This is a genomic window from Ciceribacter sp. RN22, assembly GCF_024054295.1.
In the GTDB taxonomy this organism is placed as follows: Bacteria; Pseudomonadota; Alphaproteobacteria; order Rhizobiales; family Rhizobiaceae; genus Allorhizobium; species Allorhizobium lividum.
The window spans coordinates 2275987-2290704 of the sequence record NZ_JAMXLD010000001.1 but is presented as its reverse complement, the minus strand read 5'-3'; the positions used below and the strand labels follow the sequence as shown (position 1 = coordinate 2290704).

General features: G+C 62.9%; 18 protein-coding genes. 7 read left to right on the top strand and 11 right to left on the bottom strand.

Annotated features, from left to right (window positions below; all coding sequences use genetic code 11):
* Positions 1-6 precede the first annotated feature (6 nt).
* Positions 7-702, bottom strand: a complete 696-nt coding sequence (locus NHF53_RS11230) for a MerR family transcriptional regulator (RefSeq protein ID WP_252834242.1) — start codon at positions 700-702, stop codon at positions 7-9.
* Between the two features lie 394 nt (positions 703-1096).
* Between NHF53_RS11230 and NHF53_RS11225 the strand changes: the two genes are divergently transcribed.
* Entirely contained in the window at positions 1097-1849 is a 753-nt protein-coding gene (locus NHF53_RS11225) for a pyridoxine 5'-phosphate synthase (protein ID WP_112688200.1), read from the top strand.
* Between the two features lie 45 nt (positions 1850-1894).
* Here the strand turns inward: NHF53_RS11225 and NHF53_RS11220 are convergent, their stop codons facing one another.
* Entirely contained in the window at positions 1895-2776 is an 882-nt protein-coding gene (locus NHF53_RS11220) for an SDR family oxidoreductase (RefSeq protein WP_252834241.1), read from the bottom strand.
* A 173-nt stretch (positions 2777-2949) separates the two neighbouring features.
* On the opposite strand from NHF53_RS11220, the gene NHF53_RS11215 reads away from it, so the two are divergent.
* Positions 2950-3321 carry a helix-turn-helix domain-containing protein gene (locus NHF53_RS11215; protein ID WP_252834965.1) on the top strand — a complete coding sequence of 124 codons (372 nt, stop codon included), beginning with the start codon at positions 2950-2952 and terminating at the stop codon, positions 3319-3321.
* A gap of 12 nt (positions 3322-3333) precedes the next feature.
* Here NHF53_RS11215 and NHF53_RS11210 read toward each other — a convergent pair whose 3' ends face one another.
* Together NHF53_RS11210 and NHF53_RS11205 are read right to left on the bottom strand one after the other, a co-directional pair.
* Positions 3334-4263: a helix-turn-helix domain-containing GNAT family N-acetyltransferase gene (locus tag NHF53_RS11210; RefSeq protein WP_252834240.1), complete on the bottom strand. Its 930-nt coding sequence runs from the start codon at positions 4261-4263 to the stop codon at positions 3334-3336.
* Positions 4264-4324: 61 nt separating this feature from the next.
* On the bottom strand, positions 4325-5044 hold the full coding sequence (locus NHF53_RS11205) for an aspartate/glutamate racemase family protein (protein ID WP_252834239.1): 720 nt from the start codon (positions 5042-5044) through the stop codon (positions 4325-4327).
* Between the two features lie 161 nt (positions 5045-5205).
* On the opposite strand from NHF53_RS11205, the gene NHF53_RS11200 reads away from it, so the two are divergent.
* The gene (locus tag NHF53_RS11200) at positions 5206-5670 is read left to right on the top strand and encodes an Lrp/AsnC family transcriptional regulator (protein ID WP_112688210.1); all 465 of its coding nucleotides are present in this window, start codon (positions 5206-5208) and stop codon (positions 5668-5670) included.
* 19 nt (positions 5671-5689) lie between these two features.
* On the opposite strand, the gene NHF53_RS11195 is transcribed toward NHF53_RS11200, so the two are convergent.
* The 4 genes from NHF53_RS11195 to NHF53_RS11180 form a co-directional block, all read right to left on the bottom strand.
* Entirely contained in the window at positions 5690-6079 is a 390-nt protein-coding gene (locus NHF53_RS11195) for a DUF4087 domain-containing protein (RefSeq protein ID WP_252834238.1), read from the bottom strand.
* 152 nt (positions 6080-6231) lie between these two features.
* A complete protein-coding gene (locus NHF53_RS11190; protein ID WP_252834237.1) occupies positions 6232-6471 on the bottom strand; it encodes a hypothetical protein in 240 nt (79 codons plus the stop codon).
* Positions 6472-6529: 58 nt separating this feature from the next.
* Entirely contained in the window at positions 6530-6766 is a 237-nt protein-coding gene (locus NHF53_RS11185; RefSeq protein ID WP_252834236.1) for a hypothetical protein, read from the bottom strand.
* Between the two features lie 105 nt (positions 6767-6871).
* Positions 6872-7120, bottom strand: a complete 249-nt coding sequence (locus NHF53_RS11180) for a hypothetical protein (RefSeq protein WP_252834235.1) — start codon at positions 7118-7120, stop codon at positions 6872-6874.
* Positions 7121-7494: 374 nt separating this feature from the next.
* Here NHF53_RS11180 and NHF53_RS11175 point away from each other — a divergent pair, with 374 nt between their 5' ends.
* A complete protein-coding gene (locus NHF53_RS11175) occupies positions 7495-8133 on the top strand; it encodes a TetR/AcrR family transcriptional regulator C-terminal domain-containing protein (protein ID WP_114361522.1) in 639 nt (212 codons plus the stop codon).
* Between the two features lie 66 nt (positions 8134-8199).
* A complete protein-coding gene (gene ilvC / locus NHF53_RS11170) occupies positions 8200-9219 on the top strand; it encodes a ketol-acid reductoisomerase (protein ID WP_114361523.1) in 1020 nt (339 codons plus the stop codon).
* Positions 9220-9322: 103 nt separating this feature from the next.
* On the opposite strand, the gene NHF53_RS11165 is transcribed toward ilvC, so the two are convergent.
* On the bottom strand, positions 9323-9694 hold the full coding sequence (locus tag NHF53_RS11165; protein ID WP_252834234.1) for a hypothetical protein: 372 nt from the start codon (positions 9692-9694) through the stop codon (positions 9323-9325).
* Between the two features lie 228 nt (positions 9695-9922).
* A complete protein-coding gene (locus tag NHF53_RS11160) occupies positions 9923-10408 on the bottom strand; it encodes a cupin domain-containing protein (protein WP_114361525.1) in 486 nt (161 codons plus the stop codon).
* A 69-nt stretch (positions 10409-10477) separates the two neighbouring features.
* On the opposite strand from NHF53_RS11160, the gene NHF53_RS11155 reads away from it, so the two are divergent.
* Both NHF53_RS11155 and NHF53_RS11150 read left to right on the top strand, forming a co-directional pair.
* A complete protein-coding gene (locus NHF53_RS11155; RefSeq protein ID WP_252834233.1) occupies positions 10478-11116 on the top strand; it encodes a TetR/AcrR family transcriptional regulator in 639 nt (212 codons plus the stop codon).
* A gap of 185 nt (positions 11117-11301) precedes the next feature.
* The gene (locus tag NHF53_RS11150) at positions 11302-12528 is read left to right on the top strand and encodes a PLP-dependent aminotransferase family protein (RefSeq protein ID WP_252834232.1); all 1227 of its coding nucleotides are present in this window, start codon (positions 11302-11304) and stop codon (positions 12526-12528) included.
* A 98-nt stretch (positions 12529-12626) separates the two neighbouring features.
* Here NHF53_RS11150 and NHF53_RS11145 read toward each other — a convergent pair whose 3' ends face one another.
* Positions 12627-14528, bottom strand: coding sequence for a hypothetical protein (locus tag NHF53_RS11145; RefSeq protein WP_252834231.1), 1902 nt, complete (start codon positions 14526-14528; stop codon positions 12627-12629).
* Positions 14529-14718: the final 190 nt, after the last annotated feature.

The window sequence follows — 14718 nt, the reverse complement described above, 5'->3', positions numbered from 1 at the left end:
CGGGAATTACGAGGCGATCACTCCGGACAGGACCGCCTTGGCGACGGCCTGGAAGCGATTGCTGGCGTCGAACTTGCGGATGATGGTGGCCTCTATGGCCGTGATCTCTTCGCCTGCCATGTCGAGGGTGCGGGCGATCCGCGTTGGCGTGTAGCCCTCGGCTATCAGCTCCAGGCAACGCCGTTCCAGATCGGAAAGCTCGACACCGTCGCCCAGGTCGGCAACGGAGGCTTGGTCGGCTGCGCCATCGGGAGAGAGAAGGGCGATGATCTGCTGCATCTGGCGGCGAATGGTCGAGAGCGCGGCGATGAGTTCGCGCTTGCGGGCGACGAGCGCCTGCTGAAAGATTGCGCTCGCGTCCTCCTCCGAGGCGGCGGTCGCGAGTTCGACCATCAGCTCCTGGATGACGGCGACCGGCATGCCGATTTCCCGGCACGCATTGATAAGCGCCATGCGTGCGATGTCGGCGTGGGTATAGACACGCATGAGGCCGATGCGCCCCGCCTTGATGAGACCCTTCTCCTCATAGAAGTGCAGCGTGCGATGGGTGATGCGGAACATGTTCGCCATGTCGGCTATGGCGACCGGCTCCGCCGGCACGTTGCCGGGAAGCGGTATCTGCGGCAGGTAGCCGGGAACGCCGCCGCCAGAGGACAGTGATCGATTGCCCTGTCGCGGGCCCTCCTGCAACCGTTCCGCCATGATGTCCCCCTTGCTTTCTCGCGTCTACATCGTCTCGTCTACGTCTTTCCTGCTTGACCCTCGATGATCCGTATCAAGCCTTTCGGGCGCGGCGGCGCAAGGCTTTTGGACATGGAGCTTCCTGAATAAACGTGCAGATTAACGACCTCCTGCGAAGGTTGTAAACCTCTGCAGGTGCCCAACTTTGGTAATTGCAACCGGGCCGGTCGGAATGGGTCGTTTTCCGACGGCTCGTCCCTATCGCCGATTGCAATTGGCTGTACTGGCTGCAACCAACCATGGGCGGTTTCCATCAAGACTTCACATGAAGCCATGTGTTTTTGTCGTTGGCGTTCTTTCGAGCGATGCCGTAAATGACGATCTGCAAGACCCACGCCCTCATGGAACCGCGCCGATGCCCGCCAAGCTTTCCGTCAACCTTAACGCCATCGCGATGCTGCGAAACCGCCGGGATCTGCCTTGGCCGGATCTCGCCCGTTTCGGGCGCATTGCGCTTGCGGCCGGCGCAAGCGGGCTCACGGTTCATCCGCGTCCGGATCAGCGTCACATCCGCTTCAGCGATCTGCCGGTCCTGCGGGCGCTGATCGACGACGAGTTCCCCGAGGCCGAATTCAACATCGAAGGTTATCCGACGGAGGAATTCCTGGCGCTCTGCGAGGCGACCGAGCCGGAACAGGTGACGCTGGTGCCGGACGATCCGAGCCAGGCGACGTCGGACCATGGCTGGGATTTCGCCGGGCAGCAGGATTTTCTGAAGAATGTCGTCGGTCGCCTCAAAGGGAAGGGCATGCGCGTTTCGCTCTTCGCCGACGGCGACGGCAATGCAGAAGCCATGGCGCTCGCCGCGCAGACCGGTGCAGACCGGGTGGAACTCTATACCGGCCCCTACGGTGGCTGCTACGACGATCCGGAGCGTGCGGCCAACGAGATCGATCTTCTCGGGCGGACCGCAGATGCGGCGATCGCCCACGGCCTTGCCGTCAACGCGGGGCATGACCTGACGGTCGCGAACCTGCCGCCGCTCGCCCGTCGCATCCCGCAGCTCGCCGAGGTCTCGATCGGCCACGGGCTGACGGCCGATGCGCTGGAATACGGCATGGCGGAAACGGTACGCCGTTTCCGCCATGCCTGCGGTCAGAAGGTCTGAGACGGCGGCTTGATCGTCCCGGGCCCTCCGTCGCAAGGTCGAAGATCAGCCGATAAGTGCTGTCTTGTTGGTCACGAGGAAGCTTTTCAGGTCCTGCGACGCCTTGCCCGAAAGCGTCTCGATATCCTTCGTGGCGACATCAAAGCCGCCTTCGCGGGCGTTCGCATCGAACGAGACGAGAACCGGAACGAAGGGTTCGGGCACGCCGGCTGCCTTCATTCCGCCCGCAAGCTGTTCGTCGGTCAGGTGGACGACGGCGAGCGACTTGCCGGTGACCTCGCGCACGAGGGCGGCGATCTCGTCGGTGGTGAGTGCGGCCGGACCGGTGAGATTGTAGACGGCGTTCGCGGATGCCTCCGACACGAGCGCGCCGGCGATGGCGCCGGCGATGTCGGCGCGGGCTGCATGCGCGTTGCGACCCTTGCCGGCCGAGGTGTACCAGCTACCGGACGCCAGCGCATGCGGCAGGCTCATGAAGAGGTTTTCCATGTACCAGGCGTTGCGGAAGATGGTGTAGGCGAGGCCGCTTTCGCGGATCGCCTGTTCCGTCCCGGCATGGTCCGGCGCGAAGCTGACGAGGCTGGTCTCGGGGTTGATCATCGACGTGTAATAGATCCGCCCGACGCCGGCGGCCTTGGCGGCGGCGACGGCCGCGCGGTGCTGGCCGATGCGGTGACCGGGGCGGTCGAGCACGTCTGTCGAGATGACCAGCAGCCGGTCGATGCCGGAAAAGGCGGCGGCGAGGTTTGCGTCGTCGAAGTCGACGCGGCGGGTTTCGACGCCCTTCGCGGCAAGGTCGGCGAGCTTCGTCGTATCGCGGCTGCCGGCGACGATGTCGGTCGGGGCGACCTTGCCGGACTCGAGAAGGTTCTGGATGACGAGGCGGCCGAGATGACCGGAGGCGCCGCTGACGAGGATCTTGCTCATGGTAACTTCCCTTGATGCTTGGACGGCGACGCCGTCCGCGATTTGGTGCTCTCAAAAAGAGAGTAGCGCTAATTTGGGAATTGACGTGCGCTTGTAAAGAAGGCAGTTTTTCGTGACCACGTTACCGAAAGGGAACCACCATGACCGTCGCGAGCTTCGATTTCAAAACCAAGATGTCCGGTTTCGGCGGCGAAGACTCTCCCTTGGAAAACTGCCCGGTGCGGACGGTCATCGACCATATCGGCGGCAAATGGTCGACGCTCATCCTGTTGGCGCTGTCCGAAAAACCCTATCGTTTCGGTGAGTTGCGGCGGCTCGTTCCAGATATCTCGCAGCGCATGCTCACCCAGACGCTACGCGACCTGCAGCGCGACGGCTATGTTCACCGGACCGTGTTTCCGACGAAGCCGCCGAGCGTCGAGTATCGCCTGACCGACCTCGGGCGCTCGCTCTACGGCGCGCTGACGGGCCTGCTGCAATGGGCGGAGGACAATTACCTCACCGTGCGTGAGGCAAGGCAGCGGTTCGACGTCGAGGGTGCCTGAAGTCCGGCGGCGCTAGAGATCGAGTGTCCAGGTCTGGCCGTTCAGCTCCGGGCCGAACAGTGTGTGACGTTGCTCCGATTCGAGCGTGAACCCGGCCTTGACGTAGATGTGCCTCGCCGCGTGCAGAATGTCGTTGGTCCAAAGCGTCATGCGCCGATAGCCGCTGCGGCGCGCGAATTCGATGCACTGGTCGACCAGCAGGCGCCCGAGTCCGAGCCCGCGGGCGGCTTCGTCGATGTAGAGCAGTCGCAGCTTGGCGACGCCGTCGCCGCCGTTCATCACCAGCACTGAGCCGATCCGGACGCCGCTCCGCTCGGCGATCCAGCAACGCTCCTTCGCGGCATCGAAATTCGCCAGGAACTTCGAGGCGACATCGCTGACGAGCGCCTCGAACTGGTCGTTCCAGCCGAATTCGCGGGTGTAGAACTCCGCCTGCGACTGCACGATCCAGCCGAGATCGCCGGGCCGGTGCGGCCGCACCACGGGCGGGGCGGCGTTGCGCCTGTCGCCGTCGAGCAGACGGGAGATGGTCGCCATCGCCTCGACAAGCGTTCCTCGCTCGGCGGGGCCGAGCTCCTCCAGCATGGTTGCGAGCTGTTCTCTGGACAGATTTGCGAGAGCCTCGAATTCGGCCATGCCGTCCGGCGTCAGCGTGATGACTTGGCTGCGACCGTCGGCGGGGTCGCGGGTCTGCTCGACCAGCCTTCTCGTCCGGAAGGCCTTGAGGATGCGGCTGAGATAGGCGGGATCGAAGTGCAGGTCGCGGACGAGCTCGGCGGCCGAGGCTCGCCCGCGGGCGCCGAGTTCGTAGATCACGCGCGCTTCCGCCAGCGTGCAGTTCGCCTTGAGATAGGCGCGGTCGAGAATGCCGATGCGGTCGGTGTAGAACCGGTTGAAGGCACGTACGGCATCTATGGTCGTCAGGTCTCGTCTGTCCGGCATCATTTTCTCCCTCGAATGCCGGATAAAACAGAAATGAGACGTTGGCAACTAATTAGTTGACTTAGGCAACCAACTGTTTGCCGGGTTCGACCTCGGACATGGCGAATTCGACGGCGGCGGCGGCATGAATCCGCGTGGAATCAAAGCCGGGCAGCGAGAGCTGGTCCGGGTCAATCAGCAGGCAGATCTCGGTGCAGCCGAGAATGACGCAATCGGCGCCTGACGCCTTCGCCTTGTCGATGATCGCGAGATAGGCCTCGCGGGAGGCATCGTTGACCTTGCCGGCACAGAGTTCGTCGAAGATGACGTCGTGCACGGTCTGCCGGTCCGCCTCGCCGGGCACCATTGGGTCGAGGCCCTGCTTGCGCATGCGCTCGGTGTAGAAGCCGTGCTCCATCGTGTAGCGGGTGGCAAGGAGGAGCGGGCGCTTGAAGCCCGCGGCGCGGATCGCCGCCGCCGTCTCGTCGATGATGTTGATGAGGGGAATATCGACGCGCGCGGCCACCGCATCCGCGACGAGATGCATGGTGTTGGTGCAGATCAGAACGCAATCGGCGCCTGCCCTTTCGAGGCCGCGGGCGCATTCGGCCAGGCGGTTTTCGGCGAGATCCCAGCGCCCGGCCTTCTGGTAGCCGACGATTTCGGCGAAGTTGACCGAGTGCATCAGGACTTCGGCCGAGGCGATGCCGCCCAGACGGTTGCGAACCATCTCGTTGATGTGACGATAGTAGACTGCCGAGCTTTCGAAGCTCATGCCGCCGATGAGGCCGATTGTCTTCATGGTTGCGTTCCCTTGCTGGACTTCGCCGGAATTATCCGGCCGATTCCGAGCAACCGGATTGCAAACTTCGGATGTGGGCTGCTAATGTATGCATCAGGATTGCGCAAGAAACATTGAACGCGCGCGCGGTGTGCGTGAACTGTCTCGAATCGAGGTGGGAGATGCTGGACGAACGTGATCGAAAGATTCTGGATGCGCTGCAGCATGATGCGGCAATACAGGTTTCCGAGCTTGCCGATCTGGTTTCGCTGTCACCTTCGGCCTGCTCGCGCCGCATCCAGCGGCTGGAGGAGGCCGGGTATATCGCGCGGCGGGTCGCGATCCTCGATCGTGACAGGGTCGGCGTGCCGACCACCGTCTTCGCGCTCGTCAAGACCTCGCACCATTCGGAAGACTGGACGGAAGCCTTCCGTCGGGCAATCAGCGACATTCCGGAGGTCGTGGAGGCGCATCGGCTGACAGGCAGCTATGACTACCTGCTGAAGATCGCCGTTCCTCGGGTCGAGCAGTATGATGTCGTCTACCGGCGACTGGTGCGCCGTATCGAACTCTTCGACGTCTCGGCTTTCATCTCGATGGAGACCCTGAAGGCCGGCGAGGCGGTCCCGGTCAACTATGCGGAATGAGGAGTAGGGCCGATCGGCCCTATTCCGGCTTGGGCAGGCTCTTGTCAGCCTGGCACTTGGCGATCTTGAGCTGCTTGAACGAATAGATCGCGGTGATCCGGCCGGCCGAGGAGTCCTGCGGATCGGTGTTGCGCTCCGTCTCGACCTTCATGCAGCCGCAGGCATAACCGTAATAGCCGTTGGTCTTGACGAAATCGCCGGCGGAGAGATCGCCCATGTTCTCCATGCCGAGCGCTTCGTTCTCCGAGCCCTGGGTCGCTATGATCCAGGTGCCGTCGCGGTCGTCGAGCCAGTAGTTGCCGGGGGTGGGGTTCTGGACCCAGCCGCAACGGTTTTCGGCCGCGAAGACCGAGGTCGGCAGTGCGGCGAGGGCGGCGGCGATCAACAATGAAGAGATTTGGGTCCGCATCGATGTGCTCCGTGGAGGATTGACGTCGGGGAGAAGCCATAGCGCGGAACCGGTGCCTCGCCAAATGCCAAAACTGGGGCGAAGCTCAGCGGACATCTTTGGGCCCCGGGGCTTGCGCTCCGGGGCCGTGGGCCGATTCAGACCGGGGAGGATCAGCCTTCGTGGCCGTGGCTGGGTTCCAGCGATGTGGCGCTGCGGTCGTTCGTGTAACGGTAGTCGTCACGGTTCTGGTTGCTGATGGAGCCGGTGTGGAAGAGGCTGGTGCCGGCCGGTGCCTGCTCAGAGCTCGCCTGGGGTTCGCCGGAGACGGTGCGGCCGTTGGTCGGCTCGAGCGCGAAGGCGGAGGTGGCGAGAGTAGCAAGGACGGTTGCTGCTGCGATGATGGTCTTCATGATGTCATTCCTTTTCGGTGTTTTTCGTCATGCGGGCAGTTCTCCCGCATGAAACAAGTCAGTTGTGGCCGTGGCTGGGTTCCAGCGACAAGGCGCCCTGGTCGTCCGTGGTCTGGTAGTCGTTGCGGCCCTGGTTGGTGATGGAGCCGGTGCGGAAGAGGCTGGTGCCGGCCGGTGCCTTTTCGTAGCTCGCCTGGGGTTCGCCGGAGACGGTGCGGCCCTTGGTCGGCTCGAGCGCGAAGGCGGAGGTGGCGAGAGTAGCAAGGACGGTTGCTGCTGCGATGATGGTCTTCATGATGTCATTCCTTTTCGTTTTTTCGTCATGCGGGTAATTCTTCCGCATGAATAAAATCTAGCGTTGTGGTGACGGGCGAAGATCGTCCGTACGCTCTGATCGGGGTCACCTGTCGACGTAAGTGCGGGCGACCAGTTCGACCGTGTGGTCGACATTCACGCGGTAGACTTCCTGTACCCTGTCGCCGTTCGCGGCGAAGAAGGTGTGCTGGAAGTTCGAGCCGGCCGGGGCCTCTTCAAGGACGGATACGTGACCGCTATAGGTGAGGCTTCCGGGGATCGGTTCGATGGCGAAGGCCATGGAGGCACCTGCGAGGAAGGCGACCAGTGCGGTTGCCGTTGCGAGAGTCTTCATGGCCAATTCCTTTCGTCGTCTTATCGAACTCGTCGGTTCGATGAGAGATATCTGGCTCCGTTCTTCTGCATTTACAAGATCGAATTGCGCGCCATAGAACCGCCTGGTTCGATCCCGTAACTTGTTTCATTCGTTTCCTCTTGAAAAGAAAATGAAACAAAAACAATGGTGTAAAGTTGCGATGCATGCATTTTGTTATTGAATATGACTGATTTTTCACAAATCGATTTCAACTTAATGTGACTGCGACGCCCGTTCTCATTGATGGTTTTTCCGTCGGCGGCCGCCTCTTCGCCATGCCCCTTGACGGGATGGAGGTGAGGCGGTAAATAGACAGTACCGTACAGTACAGTACGGTACTTGAGGGGGTAGCCTTGCAGACCGACGACTCCACGTCCACCGAGTTCACGCCGCGCCAGAGCGCCGTGCTGGCGGAGGCGTTGCGTCTTCTGGTCGAGGGCGGCGACAAGGCCCTGACGACGGCGGGACTGGCGCGGGCGGCCAACTGCTCGAAGGAGAGCCTCTACAAGTGGTTCGGCGATCGCGACGGCCTGCTTTCGGCGATGATCTCTTATCAGGCGAGCAAGGTGCGAACCTTCGAGCGTTCCGGCGAGCGACTGACGGGCGAAAGCCTGACGCAGCATCTCGAGCTCTTCGCCCGGGATCTCCTCGGCGTGCTCGCCGGCGACGTTTCGCTCGCGCTCAACCGGCTGGCGATCGGCCAGACGAGCCGGGATGGATCGAAGCTCGGCCGGATGCTGCTCGAGCGCGGCCGGCGCCAGATCGACCGGCGCGCGCGCGCGCTTCTGGAGAGCGGGCAGCGTGACGGCTTGCTGCGCTTTTCCGACGGCGAGGAAGCCTATCGAACCCTCTACGGCCTGATCGTCTCGGACATGCATGTGCGCATGCTGCTCGGCGAGAAGCCGGATGTCGAAAGTTTCGGAGCCCGGGCGGCGAGGGCGGTTTCGTCCTTCCTGACGCTCTACGGCACGGAGAAGATGCTGGCGGACTGAGGTTTTCCCGAAGGTCGCCGGACACAAACAGGTATAAACGGACAAAGCATAGGGAAGGAAAAGACAATGCGCGTCTATTACGATCGTGATGCCGACTTGAACCTCATCAAGTCGAAGAAGGTTGCCATCATCGGCTACGGCTCGCAGGGCCGTGCGCATGCGCTGAACCTCAAGGATTCCGGTGCGCAGAACGTCGCCATCGCCCTCAAGGCGGGCTCTGCGACCGCCAAGAAGGCCGAAGCCGACGGCTTCAAGGTCATGACGGTCGCCGAAGCGGCCGGCTGGGCCGACCTGATGATGATGGCGACCCCGGACGAACTCCAGGCCGGCATCTACAAGTCGGAAATCGCCCCGAACATCCGTGACGGCGCGGCAATCGCCTTCGCCCACGGCCTCAACGTCCACTTCGGCCTGATCGAGCCGAAGGCCTCCATCGATGTCGTGATGATCGCGCCGAAGGGCCCGGGCCACACCGTTCGCGGCGAATACCAGAAGGGCGGCGGCGTGCCGTGCCTCGTCGCCGTTCACCAGAACGCCTCAGGCAATGCCCTTGAACTCGCTCTCTCCTACGCCTGCGGCGTCGGCGGCGGCCGTTCGGGCATCATCGAAACCACTTTCCAGGAGGAGTGCGAAACCGACCTCTTCGGCGAACAGGTCGTTCTCTGCGGCGGTCTGGTCGAACTCATCCGCGCCGGCTTCGAAACGCTGGTCGAAGGCGGTTACGCACCGGAAATGGCCTATTTCGAGTGCCTGCACGAAGTGAAGCTGATCGTCGACCTGATCTACGAAGGCGGCATCGCCAACATGAACTACTCGATCTCCAACACCGCCGAGTGGGGCGAATACGTCACCGGCCCGCGCATCATCACGGCTGAAACCAAGGCCGAAATGAAGCGCGTCCTGCACGACATCCAGACCGGCAAGTTCACCTCCGAGTGGATGCAGGAATGGCACTCGGGTGCTGCCCGCTTCAAGGGTATCCGCCGCATGAACGACAAGCATCAGATCGAGGAAGTTGGCGAAAAGCTGCGCGGCATGATGCCGTGGATCGGCAAGAACAAGCTCGTCGACAAGTCGAAGAACTAAGCGGTTCTTGCCGACAGCGAGACGACAGACAAAAGGCCGGAGAGGGTGACTTCTCCGGCCTTTCTCGTAAATCGGGGGTGGCGTCTCGCCGGGGCTGCTCGTCTCAGGCGGTCTTGCGACCGGTGAAGATCACGGTCGTAAACAGCAGCATCGACAGGATGGTGACCAGCGAGCCGATCGAGGCCAGGCCTTCCGTGATGCCGAGAACCGCCAGCGCAATTCCGGGCGCCAGCAGCACGACGCCGAGTGAGGCGACGGCGACATGAATCTTCGCCAGTCTTCTTTCCGCTGCCGTCGGGACGGCGTGGTAATAGAGGCCGTAAAGCGCCACCGAAACCCAGCCCACGAGGTTCAGGTGGGCGTGGGCGGGGGCGAGCGCATGGTCATGGCTGGCCCCCATGTAGATGCCGAGCGACATCGCCACGAGAGCGTAAAGGCTGGCGCTTGCCAGACAGAAGAACGGTAGTCCACGCATTGTGATTTCTCCTCTCCTTTTTGCGGAGGCGCCGGAGGATCCCCTCTGCTTATCGACCCCCGGATTTTTACTGTACAACAAGGTTTTCGCGGCGTCTTCGTCCCATTTTCTCGGCCCGAGGACTTCCAAAGGACGGACGCGCCGCCGGGCGAAGGGCTCTTAGCCGCTGGCGGCTTCGGACGCTTCCTAAAACTTCCCTAAGCGTTTCGGCCCGACTGCCGTTGCCGGTCACGCTGACGGCGGCAGAAGCTCGATCCCGTAGCGTGAAGCTGCGGCTGCGATCATGGCGATGTCGGGGGGCGACATCGGCGGAAAGCTCGTCGTCGCCGCGTCAACGACGTCGCCGACTGCGTCGAAGAAGCCTTCGTGGAAACCGCCCGGAAGGTTGATGATCAGCATTCTTGCCGGCCTGTCGCCGGGGTTGCGGAAGGCGTGTGGCGTGTTCGGCGCAACATGGACGAAATCGCCCGGGCCGCAGAGGCGCGTCTTTCCATCGAGCATGAACTCGAACTGCCCCTCGATGACCAGAAAGGCCTCCTCGTCCTTCTGCGTGTGGGGTGGTGAACCGGCGCCGGGCGCCGTCAGGCATTCCGTGAGAGAGAAACTGCCGCCGGTCTGGGCCGACCGCGCACGGAAGGTGAGAAGATTGCCGAGAAAGTGAAGTGTCTTCGACGGAACGGTCATGCCGTCCGGATTTTCAACTGTGGCATCCATGGTTGCGTCCTCCTGGCTTTATGCTACATTTGCATCGTAATGAGATTTGTGTCTCATAAAGAGGTGGAAATGACCGGTCAAGAGAAAAGTTTCGAACGTGTAAACCAGAAGCGTCGGACCCGCGCCGAGTTGCTGCGCGCTGCGCAGGACCTGACTGCGAAGGGCCAGCAGCCGTCGGTCGCCGACGTGGCCGATCATGCCGGCATCTCCCGGGCGACTGCCTACCGCTATTTCTCGACCCCGGAAGATATGATCCGGGAGGCGGCGCTCGACGCGGTGGCAAGCGGTATCAGCATCGAACTTCCGAAGGAGGGCGACGGGGTTGCTTCGGTGCCCCTCCGGGTGGAGAGCGTCGTCCGGCAAGTCTACGACATGGTGGAAACGAACGAAGCGATGTTCAGGGCGCTGCTGGCAAGCAGCGTCAGCGGCAAGGGCGAGGCCAAGAGAGGTGCACGTCGCATTGCATGGCTCACCGCGGCACTCGAACCTCTACGACAGACGCTTCCGCCTGACGAACTTCGGCGGCTGGTTCACGGCCTGGCCCTGATGACCGGGATTGAAACGCTCGTGGTTCTGAAGGATGTCTGCGACCTGAAATCCGGCGAGGCGCAGGAGGTCGTCCTCTGGGCGGCAAAGGCTTTGCTCGCGGGTGCGTTGGGTGGGGCCGTCGAAACAGCGGGAGAGGGGGCGTCGCATGGCCCGCGGTAGGCCCGACCGGCGGATCCGGGCGCCGCGTTCTCCGGAGTGTTGCCGCTGCCACCGCGTCGCGTCAGGAGCCGCTCCAGACCACGAGTCACATCGTTTTGGTTGTGCTGCAATATAGGTCAGTATTGTTGACTTAATGAAGCATCCATGGTCTTGTTGAGCTTCCAGAACATACCGAGGAAACACCCATGCTGAACTGGGAAGCGATCTTCGCGACGCGTTCGACGCGTATGCGCGCATCAGAAATCCGAGAACTCCTGAAACTGCTCGACAAGCCGGACATCATTTCGTTCGCCGGCGGGATTCCAGATCCGAAGCTCTTTCCGGACGAGCAGTTCAGGGCGGCCTATGCCGACATTTTTTCGGGCGAGGGTGTCGGCGCGGCACTGCAATATTCGGTGAGCGAAGGCTACAAGCCGTTGCGCGAATGGCTGCAGCGCGAGATGGGCCGGATCGGCATCGACTGCACGGCCGACAACATCTTCATCACCTCAGGTTCGCAGCAGGCGCTCGATTACATCGGCAAGCTCTTCCTGTCGCCGAAGGACACGGCGCTCGTCACCTGGCCGACCTATCTCGGCGCCCTGCAGGCCTTCAATGCCTACGAGCCGACCTTCGATCAGCTGACCCTTTCCGGCAACCGGACACCGGAGAGCTACCGGACGGCGGCGCAGAAGGCGGGCGGCGAGGTCAAGTTCACCTATCTCTCGTCCGACTTCGCCAATCCGACCGGGGAGACGGTCGATCGTGCGGGACGCGAGCGTCTTCTCGACATGGCCGAGGAACTCAACGTCGCGGTCATCGAGGACGCCGCCTACCAGCACCTGCGCTACGAGGGCGAGGCGATCCCGCCCATCCTTTCGCTCGAGATCGCGCGGAAGGGCTCGATCGAGAATACGCGCACGATCTATTGCGGCAGTTTTTCCAAGACGCTCGCGCCGGGCCTGCGGGTCGGCTATGTCGTCGCCGCCACGCCGGTCATTCGCAAGCTGGTCCTGATCAAGCAGGCAGCCGACCTGCATTCCTCGACCATCAACCAGATCGCCATCGCGCACGTCGCCGAGCGCTATTTCCATGAGCAGGTCGCCAAGATCAGGGCCGCCTACAGCGCCCGTCGCAACGCCATGCTCGCCGCGCTCGACCGCTACATGCCCGCCGGCACGGTCTGGACCAGGCCGGAGGGCGGCATGTTCATCTGGGTCACGCTGCCGGAAGGCATGGACGGGGCCGCGCTTCTCGCCCGCTCCGTCGAGACGGAAAAGGTGGCCTTCGTGCCGGGTCAGGCGTTCTTTGCCGATCGTTCGGGTACCAACACGATCCGGCTCTCCTTCTCCTGCGCCGACGAGGCGATGATCGACGAAGGCATCAGGCGGCTCGGGCGGCTGATCGGCGGAGCGATCGCCGCCGCCGCCTGAGTTCATTGCAGGCAAGCAGATGCGACAAAGGCCCGCCGGAGACGACGGGCCCTTGTCATGCGGGACGTTGCGGAGAACCGCCGTGACGATGGCGTCGGTCAGTCGCGGGCGAGGACGATCACCATGTCGTTCTTGTCGAAAGAGATCATGTCACTGCGGTTCGGATTGACTGTAACGCCGCCGAGATTACGCTCGTCGGGATCGTTCTCGCGCTGACGACGATAACCGATCGCGATTTCGCCGCGGCGCAGCGCCGAGAGCGCGATCGTGTGGAAGTTCACCGGCCTGTCGATCGCGACATAGTCCGACAGCGGACGGAGGTAGATTTCCGATCCTTCCTCGTCGAGCAGTTCACCGAAGATCGCCGCCATGTACTCGTTCTCCGAGGCCTGCGCGAGCATCAGGCTGACCAGCTTGTTGCTGACGACGAAATCGTCCGCGCGCGTCACTTCCGCGAGCTCGCGGTTGCGCACGTCGATCATCTCGCTGACGACGCTGACGTGCCTGCCGGCCCGTTCGGCGATCTTGCGAAGCTGCAGGAGGGTGACGAGCGTCCGGGTGTCAGCCGACTGGGCGCTCATGTGATCGCTATAGCCGAGCACGAGGACGTGGTCGTAGGAGGGTACGTCGAGAGCATCGAGGGCGGCGCGGCTGCTGGTGTCGATCACCCGGTATTCGACCGAGAAACTCGAGCCGGCGGCGACGAGTGAAGACGCCTCCAGTTCGAACTGCGGTGTGTCGGCGGCGATCGTCAGTAGCGAGCCGGGAGCAACGTAGCGCGCCAGCTCCGTGGCGATCAGCGGGCCGCGCCGGTTCCAGCCGAGAATGAGCGTCCGCTCGGGGCGGCGCTCGCGTACGACGACGGGCAGGATCGCATCCTTGGCACAGACGGCCGGTGCGGCCGATATTCTGATCGAGGCGTCGTCTTCGGCAATGACGATCGCCTTCTCTCCGACCCCGAAGACGCGGTTCGGCGACGGATTGAGATGCACCTTGCCTTCCGTGTCGCAGATGCCGATCAGCGTCGAGCTGTCATACGCCATCGCGGCGGCGCCGAACGGCTTGCCCACGAGGTCCGGCTGGTCGAGCGTGTAGATCTCGCATCCGTCGAAGTCGAGGAGTTCCGAATAGACGGCGCTCAGGCCGGACTGGCGGCTGGAATGGACGACGATCCGCGAGATCAGGTCGTCGGCGAGCACGAGCTGCATTTCGCGTCCACCGACGATCGTCGCGACTTCGGCATTCGCCGCGTCACGGATTTCGGCGGCTATCTTGTAGGGTGCCGCACGGCGGTTCGGATCGTTGACGAGGGCGAGTACGGTCTTGATGACCTGCGAGTCCGGATCGGCGGTTTCCGGCGAGAGGACGATCACCGATCGCGAGGTTTGCGGGCTCAGGATGGCAAGGTCGTAGAGGTCGGTCGGATCGCCGCTGCGGCAGATGATCCTGGTGTTCTTGAGGTCGCCGACCTTGGCGGCGATCTCCTCCTCCATCTCCACCTTGTCCTTTCCTGCCATGACGACGATGCGGGGGCGTTTGCGGCTCTGGTTGGCGATCACCAGTTCCGAAATGATGTCGAAGATCGAGGCCGACCAGTTGAGAATGATCGTGTGGTCGTTCTCGATCACGTGGGAGCGGCCCTTGCGCAGCTCGTCGAGCTTGCCCTCGAGGCCGGAGCTGATCACGCTGATGAGGGCGGAGAAGACGAAGATGCCGGCGAACGTCACGGCGAGCGACACCCCGCGGAAGCTCCAGCCCTGGTCGCCGCCCATCGTGCCGGCGTCCATGGTACGCATCAGCGATTCCCACGCCGCCTCGATGAAGGTGACGGGCGAGCCGTCGTCGGGGCCAATTTCGCTCAATGAGAGGAACGCTGCCGCGATGATGATGACGACAAGCGAGACGAGCGCCAGCCAGCCGATCAGCGCGACGGTTCCTGCCGCCATGCTCTTGTCGAATTCGTAGCGCAACCGCGCCCGCCAGTTGGTGTTCGTCCCCATGCTCGTGCCTTCGTCCATTTTTCGGATAGAGAAGGTGATCGCAGGAATTTTCTCCCCACATCAACAGGATAGCCGCTCCGGGGCGATATCGGCCCAATAAAAGTCCGGGACCGGCGGAGACCTGTCGGGCGACCGTGTCGCAATCCCTCATCCGGGCGCCCTGCGGGGCCGGATGAAAAGGTGGCGATCC

Coding starts and splice junctions, on each gene's coding strand:
- NHF53_RS11230 (WP_252834242.1), bottom strand. CDS start 702: ATGGCGGAACGGTTGCAGGAGGGCCCGCGACAGGGCAATCGATCACTG.
- NHF53_RS11225 (WP_112688200.1), top strand. CDS start 1,097: ATGCCCGCCAAGCTTTCCGTCAACCTTAACGCCATCGCGATGCTGCGA.
- NHF53_RS11220 (WP_252834241.1), bottom strand. CDS start 2,776: ATGAGCAAGATCCTCGTCAGCGGCGCCTCCGGTCATCTCGGCCGCCTC.
- NHF53_RS11215 (WP_252834965.1), top strand. CDS start 2,950: ATGTCCGGTTTCGGCGGCGAAGACTCTCCCTTGGAAAACTGCCCGGTG.
- NHF53_RS11210 (WP_252834240.1), bottom strand. CDS start 4,263: ATGCCGGACAGACGAGACCTGACGACCATAGATGCCGTACGTGCCTTC.
- NHF53_RS11205 (WP_252834239.1), bottom strand. CDS start 5,044: ATGAAGACAATCGGCCTCATCGGCGGCATGAGCTTCGAAAGCTCGGCA.
- NHF53_RS11200 (WP_112688210.1), top strand. CDS start 5,206: ATGCTGGACGAACGTGATCGAAAGATTCTGGATGCGCTGCAGCATGAT.
- NHF53_RS11195 (WP_252834238.1), bottom strand. CDS start 6,079: ATGCGGACCCAAATCTCTTCATTGTTGATCGCCGCCGCCCTCGCCGCA.
- NHF53_RS11190 (WP_252834237.1), bottom strand. CDS start 6,471: ATGAAGACCATCATCGCAGCAGCAACCGTCCTTGCTACTCTCGCCACC.
- NHF53_RS11185 (WP_252834236.1), bottom strand. CDS start 6,766: ATGAAGACCATCATCGCAGCAGCAACCGTCCTTGCTACTCTCGCCACC.
- NHF53_RS11180 (WP_252834235.1), bottom strand. CDS start 7,120: ATGAAGACTCTCGCAACGGCAACCGCACTGGTCGCCTTCCTCGCAGGT.
- ilvC (WP_114361523.1), top strand. CDS start 8,200: ATGCGCGTCTATTACGATCGTGATGCCGACTTGAACCTCATCAAGTCG.
- NHF53_RS11165 (WP_252834234.1), bottom strand. CDS start 9,694: ATGCGTGGACTACCGTTCTTCTGTCTGGCAAGCGCCAGCCTTTACGCT.
- NHF53_RS11160 (WP_114361525.1), bottom strand. CDS start 10,408: ATGGATGCCACAGTTGAAAATCCGGACGGCATGACCGTTCCGTCGAAG.
- NHF53_RS11155 (WP_252834233.1), top strand. CDS start 10,478: ATGACCGGTCAAGAGAAAAGTTTCGAACGTGTAAACCAGAAGCGTCGG.
- NHF53_RS11150 (WP_252834232.1), top strand. CDS start 11,302: ATGCTGAACTGGGAAGCGATCTTCGCGACGCGTTCGACGCGTATGCGC.
- NHF53_RS11145 (WP_252834231.1), bottom strand. CDS start 14,528: ATGGGGACGAACACCAACTGGCGGGCGCGGTTGCGCTACGAATTCGAC.